Here is a 16515-nt window from a genome sequence, read left to right on the forward strand (position 1 = left end):
CCTGAACACACTTGGTGCTGATTTTATAATCGCTCATGGAAGATGCCTTCTTTCTATTCGATTGCAGATAAGGATATAGAAAAACAACGGATTTGTCAAGAGCTTTGTAGGGGCGGGGAGTGTCCATCTGCGCATTTTATCCCGGTTGTTTTCCATGTATGCAGGGGCGGCTATTAGCCGCCTGCTCTATGGGAATGCCGCAGCTGCGGAAGAGATGGGCGGATAATATCCGCCCCTACATAAAATCTGCGGAAAGGACACTCCCGTAGGGGCGGCCAAAGGCCTCCCCCTAGTATTAGCGTATGCGAATGGGACACTCCCCTTGCGCAAGGCGCGGCGGGCCGGGTCGTCCTGCCCTACGAGCTGGTATCCGCCAGCTCGTCCCACAGCACGGCCTCCTCGCCGGACAGCTGCTGATGGCTGCGGTAGCTGACGGTATACCCGGCGGAAATAATCTCGACCGTCTCCACCCCATCCACCTGGCTCAGTGTGAGGACGATACAGTAGTCCGCCAGGGTAAGGGAGATATCAGTGAGGCCGCCGTACTGCTCCGACATCCTCACCCGCAGATTTCCGGGGTGGTCGCCATCCCACTCCCACCATTGAAGGGTCAGCCCTCGGGGGAAGGGGGAGACAAGCTCTGGATCTGCGGGGCCGGCCAGCAGGGCCTCCAGCAGGTCGCCGGGATTGGGGGCGGCCTCCCCCTCGGGAGGCTCTATCTGGCTCTCCGGGGGGCGGTAGGGCTCGCAGGCCAGGGCGGAACCGTGGTTCTCTTCTGAGCTGGTGCAGAACCAGAGGACAGGGCCTTCCAGCTTCTGGGCGCGCTCCTCTCCGCCGCAGGCGGACAGGGCCAGAACCAGAGCCAGCAGGAGGGAAAAACAGCGTTTCCTCATTCTGTCTCCCCCTTTCCCCGCTCCTCCGGGACATACCGTGGGAAGCCTGCGGTGAACAGGCTGCCCTCCGGGCTCCGGGGCCGGGCGGTGACCCAGCCCCCGTGCCGGCGGATCGTGTCCCGGACGATGGACAGCCCCAGTCCGGTGCCGCCGGCGGCCCGGGACCGGGCCTTGTCCACCCGGTAAAATCGGTTGAACACCTTGGGCAGGTCCTCCTCCGGGATGCCTACGCCGGTGTCTCCCACCTCCAGCAGCACCTGGTCCCTGTCCCGATACACCGAGACAAAGACCCTCCCGCCGGGGTAGTTGTATTTGATGGCGTTCTCCACCAGGTTGAAGCTGATCTGAAACAGGTCGTCCTCAGTGCAAAGTATGACGCAGTCGGGCCGCAGCTCCCGTTCCACGGTCACTCTGGAGGCGTCGGCCACCGGCTGGAGCAGGGCCACCGTCCGCTCCAGCACCTGGGACACATCCACCGGGAGCTGTTCTCCGGCGGGCAGGCTGTCCAGCTTGGTGAGGGACAGCAGGTGCTCGGTGATGCGGGTGAGCCGTTCGGCCTCCGAGCCGATGTCAGTGACAAAATCCCGCACCATGGCCGGGTCCATCTCGTCGGTCTGGAGGATGGAGTCGGCCAGCAGGCGGATGGAGGCCAGAGGGGTTTTCAGCTCGTGGCTGGCGTCGGAGACAAAGCGGCGGCGGACCTCCTCGGTGGTCTGGAGGCGGTCGGTGAGGTGGTTGAACTCCCCGGCCAGCTGGGCCAGCTCGTCCCGGCCCACAGGCTGGAGGCGGTGGCCGTATTCCCCCTCTCCCACAATCCGGATGGCCCGCAGCAGGGCGGCAATCCGGGTGGTGAGCATTTTGGAGAAGAAGGCGGACATCACCAGAGTCACCGCCGCGATGACCAGGGAGATGTTGCGCAGGTTTTGCTGCAGGCTGAACAGCAGCTCCCCCTGGGCGGAGTCGATCTCCAGGATGTAGATGGAGCCGATGACCATCCCCCGGTAGACGATGGGCATGGCGGCGGTGGAGGTGAACACCCGGTCATTGTAGCGGGAGTAAAACACATCGCTCCCCCGCAGGGCGGACACCACCTCCTGATACAGGGCGTAGCGGTACTCAGGCGGCGGGGGCTCCTCCCCCTCCGCTGGCTCGTCCGCCGCAGGCCTGTTGCTGTCGTAGAGAACCAGCCCCGCCGGGTCGGTGACCAGGATGCGGGTCAGCCCCATGCTGTCCAGCATATTCATCACGCGGGCCACCTGGTCGGCGGACAGGGACTCCAGCTCCATCAGGGCGGAGGCCATCACCGCCGTCTGGCTTTTCAGCGAGTCCCGCTTGGAGGTGAACAGCAGGTCCTGAGAGGCCGCCACCGGGTAGGTGTTCAGCAGCACCAGCACCACCGCGAAGATGACCAGATAGCTCATGGCGTACTTCATTTGAAGAGACGCGAAAAAGGGGGCCTTGTTCTTTTTGCTCGTGGGTGGCACCTCCTCTCGTAGGGGCGGACATGGTACGCACGCGGGCACGCAACGCGCGCCCCTGCGCGTAGGGCGCGGCAGCTTCGGAAATAAATGCGGATTGGCGGGCCGGGTCGTCCCGCCCTACACAAAATCGCCTGTTTAGATTTTCGCCAAATAGTAGCCCACGCCCCATTTGGTGCGGATGAACTCCGGGTTGGCGGGGTCCAGCTCCAGCTTCTCCCGCAGGCGGCGGACATGGACGTCCACTGTGCGGTAGTCGCCGATATACTCATAGCCCCACACCACGTTGAGAAGGTTTTCCCGGCTGTACACCCGCCCTGGGTTGCGCAGCAGCAGCTCCATCAGGTCGAACTCCTTGGCCGTCAGCTCCACGGAGGTACCGTCCCGCCAGGCGGTCCGCGAGACCGTGTCCAGCCGGATATGCCCCGCCTCCAGGACGGCCTCTCCCTTTTTCTGCTCCCCGGCCCCGGACCGGCGCAGCAGGGCCCGCACCCGGGCCTTCAGCTCCAGAATGTTGAAGGGCTTGGTGATATAGTCGTCTGCGCCGCACTCAAAGCCCATGATCTTGTCTGTATCGTCCCCCTTTGCAGTTAACATAATAACCGGCACGTTGGAGAACTCCCGAATGCGCATACAGGCCTGGAGCCCGTCGATCTTGGGCATCATCAGGTCCAGCAGAATCAGGTCGAAGCCCCCCTCCCGGGCCAGCTCCACCGCCTGCTCGCCGTCATAGCCCACCTCGACCTGGTAGCCCTCGTGCTCCAGGTTGAATTTGATGCCCTTTACCAGCACCTGCTCGTCATCCACAACTAAAATCTTTGCCATAGTCTCGCTCCTACTTCGTATTTCATGATATCCGTAGGGGACGGCCTCTGTGCCGCCCCGTCAAAATATGATCCGCCGTTCTGCGGGGCGGCACAGAGACCGCCCCGTCAAAATATGATCCGCCGTTCTGTGGGGCGGCACAGAGACCACCCCGTCAAAATATGATCCGCCGTTCTGCGGGGCGGCACAGAGACCGCCCCCTACTTGACTGTCACATACTCCCGCAGGCCCTCCAAAATCCCGGGGCCGATGCCAGAGACCTCCGTCAGCCCGTCCACCGTCTCGAAGGGGCCGTGCTCCTCCCGCCAGGCGACGATGTCCTGGGCCCGCTTCTCTCCGACGCCAGGCAGACGCCGGAGGTCGTAGGCGTCCGCCGTGTTGACATTGATGACCTCGCCGGGGAGCAGGCTGTCTGGGTACGCCCCCTCCTCTTGAACCGGGGCCTCCTCCTCCAGGACAGGCCGCCGCTGAGCGGTCACCTGATAGGGCTGGGCCGCGCTGAGCCGGGAGGAAAACCAGCCGCCGCAGAACAGAACAAAGCCCGCCGTCAGGGCCAGCACCGCCTTTCCGTATTTGGACATTTCAGCCATCTTTTTTCCTCCCCTTGCGCTCCGGCCTCCGCTCTGCTATAATAAATCTGGACAAAATTAAGAAAACCTTAATTGCCTTTTCCGGCTGCCCGAAGTACACTGTTGAGCAGTTCCTTTTTCATTATATCATACATATGGAGATTTTCCTATGAAAAAATATCGTTTTCTTTCCGCCCTTCTCCTCATTGCCGTCCTGTTCTCTCTGCCCCTCCCTGTCCGTGCCGCCCAGGAGGATCTGGAGCTGTTCTGCACCCACGCGGTGCTGCTGGACGCCAATCACGGCGAAATCCTCTACGACAAGGGGGCCAACGAGCGGGCCTACCCCGCCAGCACCACCAAGCTGACCACCTTTCTGCTTGTGATGGAGGCCGTTCAGTCGGGGCAGCTCACCCTCCAGACCCCAATCACCGCCGGAGATACCGCCTATCAGGGGCTGACCGGAAACTTCTCCACCGCCAACATCAAAATCGGCGAGACGCTGACCGTGGAGGAGCTGCTCTACTGTCTCATGCTCCCCTCCGCCAACGAGGCGGCCAATATCCTGGCTGTGGCGGTGGACGGCTCCATCGAGGCATTTGTGGAGCATATGAACCGGAGGGCCTCTGAGCTGGGCTGCCGCGGGACCCACTTCACCAATCCCCACGGCCTGCACAGTGACGAGCACTATACCACCGCCTATGACCTGGCCCTTACGATGCAGGCCTGTCTGGAGCATGAGATGTTCCAAACCGTCACCCGGACCCCCAAGCACATTGTGCCCGCCACCAATCTGTCCGGTGAACGGGAAATTTACAATGGAAACGGCCTGGTCTCCAGCTGGCGGTACGGCGGATATCTCTATGACAAGTGCATCGGCGGCAAGACGGGCACCACGGATGAGGCGGGCCGCTGTCTGGTGTCCGCCGCCGAGGACGGGGACGAGGTGCTCATCTCCGTCATCCTGGGCTCCGGTCCCATGGAGGTCCTTGGGGAGGAAAAGCCAAAGCAGGGCCAGTTCCGGGAGAGCCAGCGGCTGCTGGAGTACGGCTTCAACAATTTCCAGCGGGTGACCATCACCCGGGGGGATGAGCCGGTGGACACGGTGAAGGTCACCATGTCCCGCCAGGCCGATGAGGTCAACGTGAAGCCCCAGGGCTCCATCACCAAAACCCTGCCCAAATCCATGAACCTGGACGACATTGAGACCGATATCCACCTCTTTGCCAAAGAGGTGGAGGCCCCAGTGGAGGCGGGCGAGGTGATGGGCGTGATGACCCTGTCCTATGACGGAGAGGTCTATGGCAAGCTGGACCTGGTGGCGGTCACCTCGGTGGAGCGGTCCGAGCTGCTCCACAAGAAGCAGCAGTTTTTCGATTTCCTCCAGACCACCGGCGTCAAGATCGCCGCCGCCGCTGTGGCGCTGATCGCCGCAGTCATCGTCCTGCGGCTGCTTGTTTTTCGCAAGCGCCGCCGCCCCGCCAGATCGGGCCGCCGGGTCCAAAGCCGGGGGAACTACCGGGGTACCAGAAGATAACAACACGCCTTCCTCCTTGAGGGAGCCTTGAAGGGAGTGGTATGCGTGAAGCGATGCATTGTCCTCAGCGGGATTATGGAGGAATAAAACGAATATTCAGGAGGTTTTATCATGATCCCGCAATGGAAAATCTATCCCCGCTCCCAGGGGCACAGCACCGTCTATCTGCAAAACGTGGTCACCGACCCCTCCATCTCAGTGGGGGAGTACACCATCTACGACGACTTTGTAAACGACCCCAGAGATTTTCAGCGGAACAACGTCCTCTATCACTACCCCATCAACCACGAGCGGCTGGTCATCGGAAAGTTCTGCTCCATCGCCTGCGGGGCCAAGTTCCTCTTCAACAGCGCCAATCACACCCAGCGCTCCCTGTCCACCTACATTTTCCCCGTCCTCTTCGAGGAGTGGGGCCTGGATGTGGAGCGTATCCCCGAGGCCTGGGACAACAAGGGGGACATCATCATCGGGAACGACGTGTGGATTGGCTATGAGGCGGCAGTCCTGGCCGGCGTCACCATCGGAGACGGGGCCATCGTCGCCGCCCGGGCGGTGGTGACCAGGGATGTCCCGCCCTACACCATCGTGGGCGGCGTGCCCGCCAGACCCATCCGGAAGCGGTTCTCCGATTCTGAAATCGCCCGGCTGCTGGAGCTGAAATGGTGGGACTGGCCTGAGGAAAAAATCGCCGCCAGCATCGACGCGATTCAGTCGGGCAATTTGGACGAGTTAAAACGGATCGCCGAAAAAAATCATATTAATTTTTGAAACTTTGTCCTTTCTTTTCCGTCTTATATGGTGAGGAAAAAGAAGGAGGTTCTTGTGATGAAAAAGAAGGTTTTTCTCGGTCTGATTGTACTTGCCATCGCCGCCGCGGCAATCCAGATTGTTCGGTACTCGGCGGTCTACCCCGTCACGCCGGTCCCTTTGGGTAAAGGGGTGGGCTCCACCCTCTACATCGCCAGCTGTGAGCCTTACAGCTCTTACCTGGAGCTGATGATGGAACAGCGTCACTGGATTTACCTGTTCCAGGCCCCGCTGGAGGGGGAGGACTTTGACCCAACTATAGAAATGACCATTTTCAAATCCAGCGCCGGCGGACCTACCTACCAGAACATCTTGTATGGGACGGAGACGTTCCGGGTGACTCCCGGCCTGGCAGGGGCTGAACTCCTGGCCCAGGACACCCTCCTGTGGAGGTCCGACACCCACATTCAGAAGAAGCTGAACGCCCTGGCCCCCCAAACCTCGGAGGAAAACCCCCTCTATCTGGTCTGGTGCGGCGGCAACCTTTACGGGGTGATCGACCGTCGGGCCTATTTCCTGTGGCAGGGGAAGGAGGGGAAGCACTTCCTCCTCAGCCTGCCCGAGTTCCGGCGGACAGACCACACCTCCTGCGTGGTCACCCTGGGCCCCATCACAGAGGACGACTACTATGAGTACCCCGCCACCGCAAGCTGAACAAGATACAAAACTCCCGCCGACTGCGTTCGGCGGGAGTTTTTCATCTCATTTCAAATCCGGGTGATACTGGGCGCAGGTACACTTTTTCCACTTCAACCCGCTGCCGCAGGGGCAGGGGTCGTTGCGGCCGATTTTGGCCGCCTTGCGGACGGGCTGCTTCTTTACGGTTCTGTCTCCGGCGCCGCTCTCACTGGTGACCTTGGCCACCCGCACCCGCTTGACCTCCTCATTCTGGCGCAGGCGGACGGAGAACAGCCGGCGCAGAGTCTCCTCCTGGATGGCGGCCACCATGTTCTCGAACATCTCGTAGCCTTCCTCTTTGTAGGCCACCACGGGGTCGCTCTGGGCGTAGGCCCGCAGGCCGATGCCCTGGCGCAGCTCGGTCATGGCGTCGATGTTGTCCATCCAGTACTCGTCCACCACCCGGAGCATGATAACCCGCTCCAGCTCCCGCATAAGGGGAGGGGTGATCTCCGTTTCCTTCCTGGCGTAGGCCTCCTGGGCCTTATCCAGTACCAGCTGGGTCAGCTCCTCGGCGTTGTACTTCTGCAGCTCCTCATCAGACAGCATCAGCTCGCCCGGGGCCAGGAACATGGCCCGGAAGTGGGCCACCGCCTCCTGGAAGGTCTGGGCGTCCAGGTGCTTCTGCTCGCCCATGTGGCCCTGGATGGCGTTTGCGACCATGGTGTGGAGCATGTTCTGGATGGAGTTCTGAAGATCCTCCCCGTCCAGCACCTGCTTGCGCTGCTTGTAGATGATCTCCCGCTGGGTGTTCATCACGTCGTCGTATTGCAGGACGTTCTTTCGGGTCTGGAAGTTCCGGGACTCCACCTGCTTCTGGGCGTTCTCGATGGCTCCGGAGAGTATCTTGGCGTCAATGGGGGTGTCGTCGTCCACGCCCAGCCTCTCCATCATGTTGTATACCCGCTCGGAGCCGAACAGGCGCATGATATCGTCCTCCAGGGACAGGAAGAACCGGGTCTCGCCCGGGTCGCCCTGACGGCCGGCACGGCCACGGAGCTGGTTGTCAATGCGCCGGGACTCGTGGCGCTCGGTTCCCAGGATGAACAGGCCGCCCGCCTCCCGGACCCGGTCGGCCTCCTCCTGGATTTCCGCCTTATATTTGGCCTCCGCCTCGGAAAACTTCTTCCGGGCGTCCAGAATCTCCTGGTTGTCGGTCTCGGCGAAGCCGGTGGCCTCGGCGATGAGCTCGTCGGACATGCCGGCCTTCCGCAGGTCGGCCTTGGCCAGGAACTCGGCGTTGCCCCCCAGCATGATGTCGGTGCCTCGACCGGCCATGTTGGTAGCCACAGTGACCGCTCCGAACTTGCCCGCCTGGGCTACAATCTCCGCTTCCTTCTCGTGGTTCTTGGCGTTGAGGACGTTGTGTCGTATGCCCTTGCGCTTCAGGAGCGCGGACAGCTCCTCCGACTTCTCGATGGACACGGTGCCCACCAGCACGGGCTGGCCCTTGGCGTGGCAGCTCTCGATCTGCTCCACAATGGCCCGCAGCTTGCCGGGAACGTTCTTATACACCACGTCGGGCTGGTCCACACGGGCCAAAGGCTTGTTGGTGGGAATTTCCACGATGTCCAGCTCATAGATGGTGCCGAACTCCTCCTCCTCGGTGAGGGCGGTGCCCGTCATGCCGGACAGCTTGTCGTAGAGGCGGAAGTAGTTCTGGAAGGTGATGGTAGCCAGGGTCTTGGACTCGTTGGCGACCTCGACGCCCTCCTTGGCCTCGATGGCCTGGTGGAGCCCCTCGTTGTACCGCCGGCCGAACATGAGCCGACCGGTGAACTCGTCCACAATGATAACCTGTCCGTCCTTCACCACATAGTCGATGTCCCGCTTCATCACGCCCCGGGCCTTGATGGCCTGGTTGATGTGGTGGGAGAGGGTGGTGTTCTCCATGTCGGCCAGGTTGTCCACCTGGAAGGCCTCCTCGGCCTTTTTGATGCCCCTGGCGGTGAGGGTGGCGGTCTTGGCCTTCTCATCGACGATGTAGTCGGCGTCGATGTTGACGTCCTCCTCCTCCTTCTCGTCCGTCTTGGCCACCCGCTGGCACTTCAGACGGGAGACGAACTGGTCCACCACGGTGTACAGCTGGGTGGATTTCTCCCCCTGGCCGGAGATAATCAGAGGGGTGCGGGCCTCGTCGATGAGGATGGAGTCCACCTCGTCTACGACGGCGAAGGCGTGGCCCCGCTGGACCAGCTCGTTGGAGTAGATAGCCATGTTGTCCCGGAGGTAGTCGAAGCCGAACTCGTTGTTGGTGCCGTAGGTGATATCCGCCTGATAGGCGGCCTTTTTCTCCTCGCCTACCACCCCGTGGATCACCAGGCCCACGGTGAGGCCCATGAAGCGAAAGACCTTGCCCATCCACTCCGAGTCGCGTTTGGCCAGGTAGTCGTTGACGGTGACAATGTGCACTCCCTTACCCGCCAGGGCGTTGAGGTAGGCGGGCAGAGTGGCTACCAGGGTTTTGCCCTCGCCAGTTTTCATCTCGGCGATGCGGCCCTGGTGGAGGACGATGCCGCCTACCACCTGCACCCGGTAGGGCCGCAGGCCCAGCACCCGCCAGGCGGCCTCCCGGCAGGCGGCGAAGGCCTCGGGGAGGATGTCGTCCAGGGTCTCGCCGTTAGCCAGACGCTCCTTCAGCTCCGGAGTCTTGGCCTGAAGCTGGGTGTCGGTGAGGGACTTGTACTCCTCCTCCAGAGCGTCCACCTTGTCGGCGATGGGGTAAATGGACTTCAACTCCCGCTGGGAGGAGGTCCCGAAAATTTTGGTAAACAGGCTCATTGCGTAAAACACCTCTCGGTTGTAGTTTCATCGTAGGGCGCGACGACCCCGGCGCGCCGTCCATTTCGGTCAGAACGGCGTGCCCAGTGGTCACGCCCTACAGAACATCCAAACAACATAATCTAAATCAGTATATCACACTCTTCCCCGCAAAAAAAGAGCAAATTGTAAACTTTATCAGGAAAAAAATCTGTCCCATTGGGTCAAATAGCTGAAAATTCCGTGTCGGACGCATTATTGTCCGCCGGACGTTGACAAGAAACCGCATTTTGTGGTATGGTAGCGGAGTAATTGAATATGGACAGACGAAGCGCGCAGGAAAACGGCCCCAGGGCCTGCCGAAGGAGTAACACTCTCAGGCGTTCCGCGTTGGAATAAGGACTGCGCGTGGATGTGACTCTGGAGAAGCTCGTTAACCGGGTGCCGAAGGTGCAACGCAGGGGAGGAACCCCCGCCAATCTCTCAGGCAAAAGGACAGAGGGGACGTCAAAGCCGACGGGGTGCGCCCCGTGGGTTTGACTTTTCTTTTGGGCGGCGGGTATCTCCCGCGGCCTTTTTTCGTCTGCTCCAGGGGAAAGGAGAGAATGTATGGAAGCTTTACTGCAATTTGAGCGGCAGGTCAACGACTTTGTCTGGGGCCCCATCATGCTGGCCCTGTTGGTGGGCACCGGTGTATTCCTCACCTTCCGCACCGGCTGGGTCCAGGTGCGCTGGTTCGGCTTTATTATGAAGAACACCGTGGGCTCCCTGTTCAGCAGGAGGGGAGTCCGGGACCACGGCAGCAACCTGTCCCCCTTCCAGGCAGTGACCACCGCCCTGGCGGGCACGGTGGGCACCGGCAACATCGCCGGCGTCACCGGAGCCATCTTCATCGGTGGGCCGGGGGCCGTGTTCTGGATGTGGGTGTCCGCCTTCTTCGGCATGTGCACCAAATACGCCGAGATCGCCCTGGCAATGAAGTTCCGGGACACCGACAGCAGCGGCGTCCACAAGGGCGGCCCCATGTATTATATTGAAAACGGTCTGGGCAGGAGCTGGAAGTGGCTGGCCGTTCTCTTTGCCATTCTGGGGGGTGTGGCCTCCTTCGGCATCGGCAACATCGCCCAGTCCAGCGAGATCGCCGGGGCCCTCAACGGCCTGTTCGGCGTTGACCCCATGGTCAGCGGCGTGGCTCTCACCGTGGTGGTGGGCATTGTGGTCATCGGCGGGGTGAAGCGCATCGGCCAGGTGACCTCCCTGCTGGTCCCCTTCATGTCTGTGTTCTATGTGGCGGCGGGCATTGTGGTGATTCTCATGCGCGTTACCGACATCCCCGGCGTTTTTGCGGCCATCTTCACCAGCGCCTTCAGCTTTGAGGCCGTAGGCGGCGGTGTGTTCGGCTACGCCATCATGACGGCCATGAAGAACGGCTTTGCCCGGGGCGTCTTTTCCAACGAGGCCGGCCTGGGCTCCGCCCCCATCGCCCACGCTGCCTCCTCCACCGAGGAGCCCGCCGAGCAGGCCATCTGGGGCGTGTTCGAGGTCTTCTTCGACACCATTGTCATCTGCTCCATCACCGCCTTCACTGTGCTGCTGTCCGGCTTCGAGCTGGGCGCGGACGCCCTGAAAGCCTACACCTCCAACGGGGCCGCCGCCGTGGCCGCCTTTAACTCCATCCTCCCCGGCACCCTGGGGGGCACCATCATCCAGCTCAGCCTGGTATTCTTCGCCCTGTCCACCATCCTCAGCTGGAGCTACTACGGAGAGCGGTGCTGGGGCTACCTCTCCAAGGATAACAGGGGGGTCACCGCCGCCTACAAGGTGATTTTCGTTCTGTTCTGCGTTGTGGGGGCCACCGGCTCCGGCGATTTGATGTGGAATATCTCCGACACCCTCAACGGCGCTATGGCTATTCCCAACCTGATCGCCCTGCTGCTCCTCTCCGGCGCGGTGGCCTCCATCACCAAGGAGTATTTTAAGGATAAGAAATAACCTGTAGGGGCGCACAGAGCAGAGCCGTTTGACGGCGGGCGGATAATGTCCGCCCCTACAAAAAATATACGCTACATATAGAAAGGAAGCATCATTATGGCTGAGATTGAAGCGACACTGTTTGACATCGTGTCAAAGATTAACACCTACCTGTCCAACTACATCCTGGTGTTCCTCCTCATCGGCGTGGGCCTGTGGTACACTGTCAAAACCCGGTTCGTTCAGGTCCGCTGCTTCGGTGAGGGGATGAAGAAGACCTTCGGCAACCTGTCCCTCCGGGGTGGGAAGCAGGAGCAGGGCATGAGCTCCTTCCAGGCCCTTGCTACCGCCATCGCCGCCCAGGTGGGCACCGGCAACATCGTGGGCGCCTCGGGCGCGATTCTCACCGGCGGCCCCGGCGCCATCTTCTGGATGTGGATTATCGCCTTCTTCGGCATGGCTACCATCTACGCCGAGGCCACTCTGGCCATCAAGACCCGCCGGGCCAGTGAGGACGGCTCCTACCACGGCGGCCCTGTGTATTACATCACCACCGCCTTCCAGGGCGGCTTCGGCAGGTTCCTGGCCGGCTTCTTCGCGGTCGCCATCATCCTGGCCCTGGGCTTTATGGGCTGCATGGTCCAGTCCAACTCCATCGGCTCCACCTTCCAGACCGCCTTTGGCGTGCCCTCCTGGATTGTAGGCGTGGTGCTGGTGGTCATCTGCGGCGTGATCTTCCTGGGCGGGCTGAACCGCCTGGCCTCGGTCACCGAGAAGGTGGTGCCCATTATGGCCGCCATCTTCCTGCTGGGCGGCCTGGTGGTCCTCGTCGCCCGGGCCAAGTACATCCCTGCCACCTTCGCGATGATCTTCCAGTACGCTTTCCAGCCCCAAGCCATCATCGGCGGCGGCTTCGGCTACGCCATCAAGACCGCCATCAGCCAGGGAGCCAAGCGGGGCCTGTTCTCCAATGAGGCCGGTATGGGCTCCACCCCCCACGCCCACGCCCAGGCCAACGTGACCGACCCCCACGACCAGGGCGTGGTGGCTATGATCGGCGTGTTTATGGACACCTTCTTGGTCCTCACCCTCAACGCCCTGGTGGTTATCTCCACCCTGTACACCGCCGACGGTCCTCTGGCCGCCTGCGGGGCTGCCGCCAACACCACTCTGGGCAAGGCAAACCTGGCTCAGACCGCCTTCGGCGTGGTCTTTGGCGAGACCGCCGGCGCCATGTTCGTGGCCGTTTGTCTGTTCTTCTTCGCCTTCTCCACTATTTTGAGCTGGAACCTCTTCGGCAAGATCAACGTGATCTACCTTTTTGGCAGGCAGTCCGCCAAGATTTACGCCGCCCTGGCCCTGGTGTTCATCTTCCTGGGCACTCTGATGTCCAACGACCTGGTGTGGGAGCTGACCGACATGTTCAACAACCTGATGGTCATCCCCAACGCCCTGGCCCTCTTCGCCCTCACCGGCATGGTGGTATCCTCCACCCATATGGCGGGGAAGAAGTAATTTACGTTCAAACGCGAAACGGCGCGGCAGGGTGAAAGCCTTGCCGCACCTGCTTGCGCTTCGGGACTGGAGAACATCAGAAGTTGAAATACGGAAGCGCTTTATATTCCTCGGGCAACGGATCACCGACGTACACATCAGCAAGTGTCGTAACCAGTGACGACCGCTCGTCACAGACATACTGATTCAAATACGCAATAAAATCCTTTTCCGTGTAGCATACACCCATCACATTGCCCATTTTAACCCGGTACTTTTCCGCGTCAGGGCTCTCGTGCAGCCAATGACAGCAAAATTCCAGGCAGTATTTCTCCAAGTGGTCCGCCACCTCGTTCGGGACACTGAACAGGCTTATTTTGCCGTCCGCGCTTAACAGAACTTGCTTCATGCTATGTACCTCCCATCACCACTGTTTTCAAATACTGATTAAATTCCTCGTAGCTCTCCTCAGCCAGCGGCTCCGGGCAGGACATCACCACAAGATCATGTCCCGCGTACTCCCTGTGATAGGGGGGATGGCAGTGGAGATAGCCGTTAGGCTGAAAACCCAGCCGCTCATAGAAGCCCTTACGGCGGAGGGAGAGCTCGTCAACCGGGGGATCAATCTCCAAAATGATGGGCTTACCCCGCTCCTTCAGAAGCTCCAGCGCCCTCTGCCCATATTTCCTGTTTCTAAGGGCCGGCAGGATGCAGAAATGCTCCACATAAATAAACCGCGCTGTCTCCCAGCACAGCATCAGGCCGGCAAACTCATCCCCGTCATAGATCAAATTGAACTGATATTCCTCATGTGACATAATCCGCGCCTGGGAGTCCCCCTCTCTCTGCTCATGGAAGGGGAAGCTCTGGCAATACAGCTCCATAGCCCTGGCATACATTTCGTGCTCTGCCGCTGTCAAACGCTCCAATCTCATACAAAAGCTCCTTTCCTTGGGCTGTCATTTTACCATACGCACTCTGTTTTGACAAGCGGGTGGCCAATAGCTCTTTACCACTCCCCGAAAATATGATATGATAACCTGACTGGAAAGGGGGCGCGTCCTGTGACCGACATCCGAAAGAACACCGTCCACACGCTGGACATCACCGGCTACAACGCCGAGGGGATGGGGGTGGCCCGGCTGGAGGGCATGGTGGTCTTTGTGCCCTGCACCGTCCGGGGGGAGCGGTGGAAGGTCCGCCTGGAAAAGGTGAACAAAACGGCGGCCTGGGGCCGGGGAGTGGAGCTGCTCGCCCCCTCTCCGGAGCGGATCGAGCCCGGCTGCCCCCTCTTCGGCCGGTGCGGCGGCTGTCAGTTCCGGCACATGCGCTATGAGGAGGAACTGCGGGCCAAGGGCCAGCGCATCTCTGACGCCCTGGAGCGGGTGGGGCATGTGAAGCTGGAGCTGCCCCCTGTGCTGGGGGCGGAAAATCCGGACCGCTACCGAAACAAGGTGCAGCTTCCGGTGTCTCAGGGGAAGGGGGGGCTGGCGGTGGGCTACTTCCGCGCCCGGACCCATGAGGTGCTGGACGCCTCCGACTGCCTGCTCCAGCCCCAGCCGGTCACCCGGCTCCGGGCGGCCTTCAAGGACTGGATGGAGAAGTGCGTCGTCCCCGCCTATGATGAGACCACCGGAAAGGGACTGATCCGGCACCTCTACGTCCGTGCCAGCAGCCGGGGGGAGAGCCTGGTGTGCGTGGTGGCCAACGGAGACGCCCTGCCCCGACCCGACGGACTGGCGGACGCCCTGCGCAGGGCGGAGCCCAGGCTGACGGGGCTGGTGCTGAATACCAACACCCGGGATACCAACGTGATCCTCGGGGACAAATATACCGTCCTCTGGGGCCGGGACTGGCTGGAGGAGGAATTATGTCAACTGACCTTCCGCCTGTCGGTGCCCTCCTTCTTTCAGATCAACCGAGCGCAGACCCAGGTGCTGTATCGGGAAGCGCTGGAGCTGGCCGCCCTGAACGGGACCGAGACGGTGCTGGACCTGTACTGCGGTATCGGCACCATCTCTCTGGCTCTGGCGCAGCGGGCCGGGCGGGTCATCGGGGCGGAGATCGTCCCCCAGGCGGTGGAGGATGCCAGAGAGAACGCCCGGCGCAACGGCATCACCAACGCCGAGTTTTTCTGCGGCGACGCCGGAGCGGTGGCCGCGCGGCTGGCAGACGAGCGGGTCCGCCCTCAAGTGATCTGCGTGGACCCGCCCCGAAAGGGGCTGGCCCCGGAGGTGCCCGGCATTCTGGCCGGCATGGCCCCGGAACGGATTGTCTATGTCTCCTGCGACCCCGCTACCCTGGCCCGTGACGCGGACCGCTTCGCCCGGCTGGGCTATCGGGCGGTCAAGGGCCAGGGAGTGGATTTGTTTCCGAGAACGGCGCACGTGGAGACGGTGTGCCTCCTGACCCGCGAGAAATAAGGAAAAGAACTCCCGGCACAACGGAAAGGGTTGTGCCGGGAGTTTTGAGCTCTCTGTAGGGGCGGACATTGTCCGCCCGCTTTTTCAGAGCTGGCCTGTTCACGACGGGCTGTAGGGCGGGACGACTCGGCCCGCCGTGTATTTGACTGATTCGGCGGCGCGCCGAGGTCGTCGCGCCCTACAAACAGAAACGCAATCCTCAGTCAGCCTCCATGTAAAAGACCTTCCTCTTTATGCGTCTTTCCGGGCTGCCGGCGGCTTTGGAAGGAAGTGCAGACACCTCTCCGGGCAGGCGTCCGCGCATTTTCCGCAGCGGATGCACTCCGGGGAGCGGGAAATCTCCTGTCGGGAGAGGGCCACCGGGCAGGCCCGCTCGCAGGCCATGCAGGAGACGCATCGCTCCTGCTCCCAGTGAATCTGCACCAGGCTGAACCGATTGAACCAGCCATAGATGGCCCCCAGGGGACACAAATACTGACAGAAGGGCCGGTGGACCTTTATGGAGAGCAGGACAATGGCAAGCAAAATGCCCAGCTTCCAGAAAAACAGCCCTCCGGCCTGACCGCGCAGGGCCTCGTTGGCGCTGAGCAGGGGGAGCGCGCCCAGCAGAGTCCCGGAGGGGCACAGGTATTTGCAGAAGGCCGGGAGCTTGGCGAAGCCTCCCCACAAAAACATGGAGCCGGCGCACACCAGCAGGATCAGCACTGCGTACTTCCCATATTTCAGAACGCGGTGAAGGGGAAGCCGCTTTCTCTTTTTAAAAACCGGGATTTTGTGCAAAAGGTCCTGTACCAGCCCAAAGGGGCACAGCCAGCCGCAGACAAAGCGCCCCAGCAGGCTGCCAAACAGGAAGAAGAAGCCCAGCGCGGCGAAGGGGACCTGAAGGCCCTGCTGATTCAGCAGAGCCTGGAGCGCCCCGATGGGGCAGGCGGCGACAGCCCCCGGGCAGGAGTAGCAGTTCAGGCCGGGAACACAGACATATTTCAAGCTGCCGCGATAGATTTTTCCGCTGAGAAAGCCGTACAGATACCCGTTTGTCACGATGGTAAACAGCAGCTGTACCGTCAGTCGAAGTCGTTTCAT

The 16515-nt window shown here is 61.3% G+C and carries 14 protein-coding genes and 2 riboswitches; of the genes, 6 read left to right on the forward strand and 8 right to left on the reverse strand.

The window, feature by feature from the left end; translation table 11 throughout:
• Positions 1 to 356: 356 nt before the first annotated feature.
• The 4 genes from D1641_RS03950 to D1641_RS03965 all read right to left on the reverse strand — a co-directional run bounded on the left by D1641_RS03950 (position 357) and on the right by D1641_RS03965 (position 3786).
• On the reverse strand, positions 357 to 893 hold the full coding sequence (locus D1641_RS03950) for a GerMN domain-containing protein (protein ID WP_160663104.1): 537 nt from the start codon (positions 891 to 893) through the stop codon (positions 357 to 359).
• Entirely contained in the window at positions 890 to 2314 is a 1425-nt protein-coding gene (locus tag D1641_RS03955; protein ID WP_243149248.1) for a HAMP domain-containing sensor histidine kinase, read from the reverse strand. The genes D1641_RS03950 and D1641_RS03955 overlap by 4 nt, the downstream gene beginning before the upstream one ends.
• Before the next feature lie 195 nt (positions 2315 to 2509).
• On the reverse strand, positions 2510 to 3196 hold the full coding sequence (locus D1641_RS03960; protein WP_160663105.1) for a response regulator transcription factor: 687 nt from the start codon (positions 3194 to 3196) through the stop codon (positions 2510 to 2512).
• 200 nt (positions 3197 to 3396) lie between these two features.
• Complete coding sequence (locus D1641_RS03965; RefSeq protein ID WP_160663106.1) at positions 3397 to 3786, reverse strand: ComEA family DNA-binding protein; 390 nt, start codon at positions 3784 to 3786, stop codon at positions 3397 to 3399.
• A 148-nt stretch (positions 3787 to 3934) separates the two neighbouring features.
• On the opposite strand from D1641_RS03965, the gene D1641_RS03970 reads away from it, so the two are divergent.
• The 3 genes from D1641_RS03970 to D1641_RS03980 all read left to right on the forward strand — a co-directional run bounded on the left by D1641_RS03970 (position 3935) and on the right by D1641_RS03980 (position 6760).
• On the forward strand, positions 3935 to 5299 hold the full coding sequence (locus D1641_RS03970; protein WP_160663107.1) for a D-alanyl-D-alanine carboxypeptidase family protein: 1365 nt from the start codon (positions 3935 to 3937) through the stop codon (positions 5297 to 5299).
• A 111-nt stretch (positions 5300 to 5410) separates the two neighbouring features.
• On the forward strand, positions 5411 to 6067 hold the full coding sequence (locus D1641_RS03975) for a CatB-related O-acetyltransferase (RefSeq protein ID WP_160663108.1): 657 nt from the start codon (positions 5411 to 5413) through the stop codon (positions 6065 to 6067).
• A gap of 57 nt (positions 6068 to 6124) precedes the next feature.
• Positions 6125 to 6760: a hypothetical protein gene (locus tag D1641_RS03980; protein WP_160663109.1), complete on the forward strand. Its 636-nt coding sequence runs from the start codon at positions 6125 to 6127 to the stop codon at positions 6758 to 6760.
• A gap of 48 nt (positions 6761 to 6808) precedes the next feature.
• On the opposite strand, the gene secA is transcribed toward D1641_RS03980, so the two are convergent.
• Positions 6809 to 9565 (reverse strand): preprotein translocase subunit SecA, encoded by a 2757-nt coding sequence (secA, locus tag D1641_RS03985; protein WP_160663110.1) that lies wholly within the window; start codon positions 9563 to 9565, stop codon positions 6809 to 6811.
• 305 nt (positions 9566 to 9870) lie between these two features.
• A riboswitch (glycine riboswitch) is annotated at positions 9871 to 9959 on the forward strand.
• A gap of 3 nt (positions 9960 to 9962) precedes the next feature.
• Positions 9963 to 10045: riboswitch (glycine riboswitch) on the forward strand.
• Between the two features lie 108 nt (positions 10046 to 10153).
• On the opposite strand from secA, the gene D1641_RS03990 reads away from it, so the two are divergent.
• Together D1641_RS03990 and D1641_RS03995 are read left to right on the forward strand one after the other, a co-directional pair.
• Positions 10154 to 11536 (forward strand): sodium:alanine symporter family protein, encoded by a 1383-nt coding sequence (locus D1641_RS03990; RefSeq protein WP_160663111.1) that lies wholly within the window; start codon positions 10154 to 10156, stop codon positions 11534 to 11536.
• A 96-nt stretch (positions 11537 to 11632) separates the two neighbouring features.
• The gene (locus D1641_RS03995) at positions 11633 to 13030 is read left to right on the forward strand and encodes a sodium:alanine symporter family protein (RefSeq protein ID WP_243149249.1); all 1398 of its coding nucleotides are present in this window, start codon (positions 11633 to 11635) and stop codon (positions 13028 to 13030) included.
• Positions 13031 to 13106: 76 nt separating this feature from the next.
• Here the strand turns inward: D1641_RS03995 and D1641_RS04000 are convergent, their stop codons facing one another.
• Together D1641_RS04000 and D1641_RS04005 are read right to left on the reverse strand one after the other, a co-directional pair.
• Positions 13107 to 13418, reverse strand: coding sequence for a hypothetical protein (locus D1641_RS04000; protein ID WP_160663112.1), 312 nt, complete (start codon positions 13416 to 13418; stop codon positions 13107 to 13109).
• 1 nt (position 13419) lies between these two features.
• Positions 13420 to 13944, reverse strand: a complete 525-nt coding sequence (locus D1641_RS04005; RefSeq protein WP_160663113.1) for a GNAT family N-acetyltransferase — start codon at positions 13942 to 13944, stop codon at positions 13420 to 13422.
• Between the two features lie 129 nt (positions 13945 to 14073).
• Here D1641_RS04005 and rlmD point away from each other — a divergent pair, with 129 nt between their 5' ends.
• On the forward strand, positions 14074 to 15432 hold the full coding sequence (gene rlmD / locus D1641_RS04010; protein WP_160663114.1) for a 23S rRNA (uracil(1939)-C(5))-methyltransferase RlmD: 1359 nt from the start codon (positions 14074 to 14076) through the stop codon (positions 15430 to 15432).
• Between the two features lie 231 nt (positions 15433 to 15663).
• On the opposite strand, the gene D1641_RS04015 is transcribed toward rlmD, so the two are convergent.
• The gene (locus D1641_RS04015) at positions 15664 to 16515 is read right to left on the reverse strand and encodes a 4Fe-4S binding protein (protein ID WP_160663115.1); all 852 of its coding nucleotides are present in this window, start codon (positions 16513 to 16515) and stop codon (positions 15664 to 15666) included.

The sequence above is a fragment of the Colidextribacter sp. OB.20 genome, from assembly GCF_009911595.1.
Classification (GTDB): Bacteria; Bacillota; Clostridia; order Oscillospirales; family Oscillospiraceae; genus Lawsonibacter.

Coding starts and splice junctions, on each gene's coding strand:
- D1641_RS03980 (WP_160663109.1), top strand. CDS start 6,125: ATGAAAAAGAAGGTTTTTCTCGGTCTGATTGTACTTGCCATCGCCGCC.
- D1641_RS03960 (WP_160663105.1), bottom strand. CDS start 3,196: ATGGCAAAGATTTTAGTTGTGGATGACGAGCAGGTGCTGGTAAAGGGC.
- D1641_RS04005 (WP_160663113.1), bottom strand. CDS start 13,944: ATGAGATTGGAGCGTTTGACAGCGGCAGAGCACGAAATGTATGCCAGG.
- D1641_RS03965 (WP_160663106.1), bottom strand. CDS start 3,786: ATGGCTGAAATGTCCAAATACGGAAAGGCGGTGCTGGCCCTGACGGCG.
- D1641_RS03955 (WP_243149248.1), bottom strand. CDS start 2,314: ATGAGCTATCTGGTCATCTTCGCGGTGGTGCTGGTGCTGCTGAACACC.
- D1641_RS03975 (WP_160663108.1), top strand. CDS start 5,411: ATGATCCCGCAATGGAAAATCTATCCCCGCTCCCAGGGGCACAGCACC.
- D1641_RS03995 (WP_243149249.1), top strand. CDS start 11,633: ATGGCTGAGATTGAAGCGACACTGTTTGACATCGTGTCAAAGATTAAC.
- D1641_RS04000 (WP_160663112.1), bottom strand. CDS start 13,418: ATGAAGCAAGTTCTGTTAAGCGCGGACGGCAAAATAAGCCTGTTCAGT.
- D1641_RS04015 (WP_160663115.1), bottom strand. CDS start 16,515: ATGAAACGACTTCGACTGACGGTACAGCTGCTGTTTACCATCGTGACA.
- D1641_RS03970 (WP_160663107.1), top strand. CDS start 3,935: ATGAAAAAATATCGTTTTCTTTCCGCCCTTCTCCTCATTGCCGTCCTG.
- D1641_RS03990 (WP_160663111.1), top strand. CDS start 10,154: ATGGAAGCTTTACTGCAATTTGAGCGGCAGGTCAACGACTTTGTCTGG.
- D1641_RS03950 (WP_160663104.1), bottom strand. CDS start 893: ATGAGGAAACGCTGTTTTTCCCTCCTGCTGGCTCTGGTTCTGGCCCTG.
- secA (WP_160663110.1), bottom strand. CDS start 9,565: ATGAGCCTGTTTACCAAAATTTTCGGGACCTCCTCCCAGCGGGAGTTG.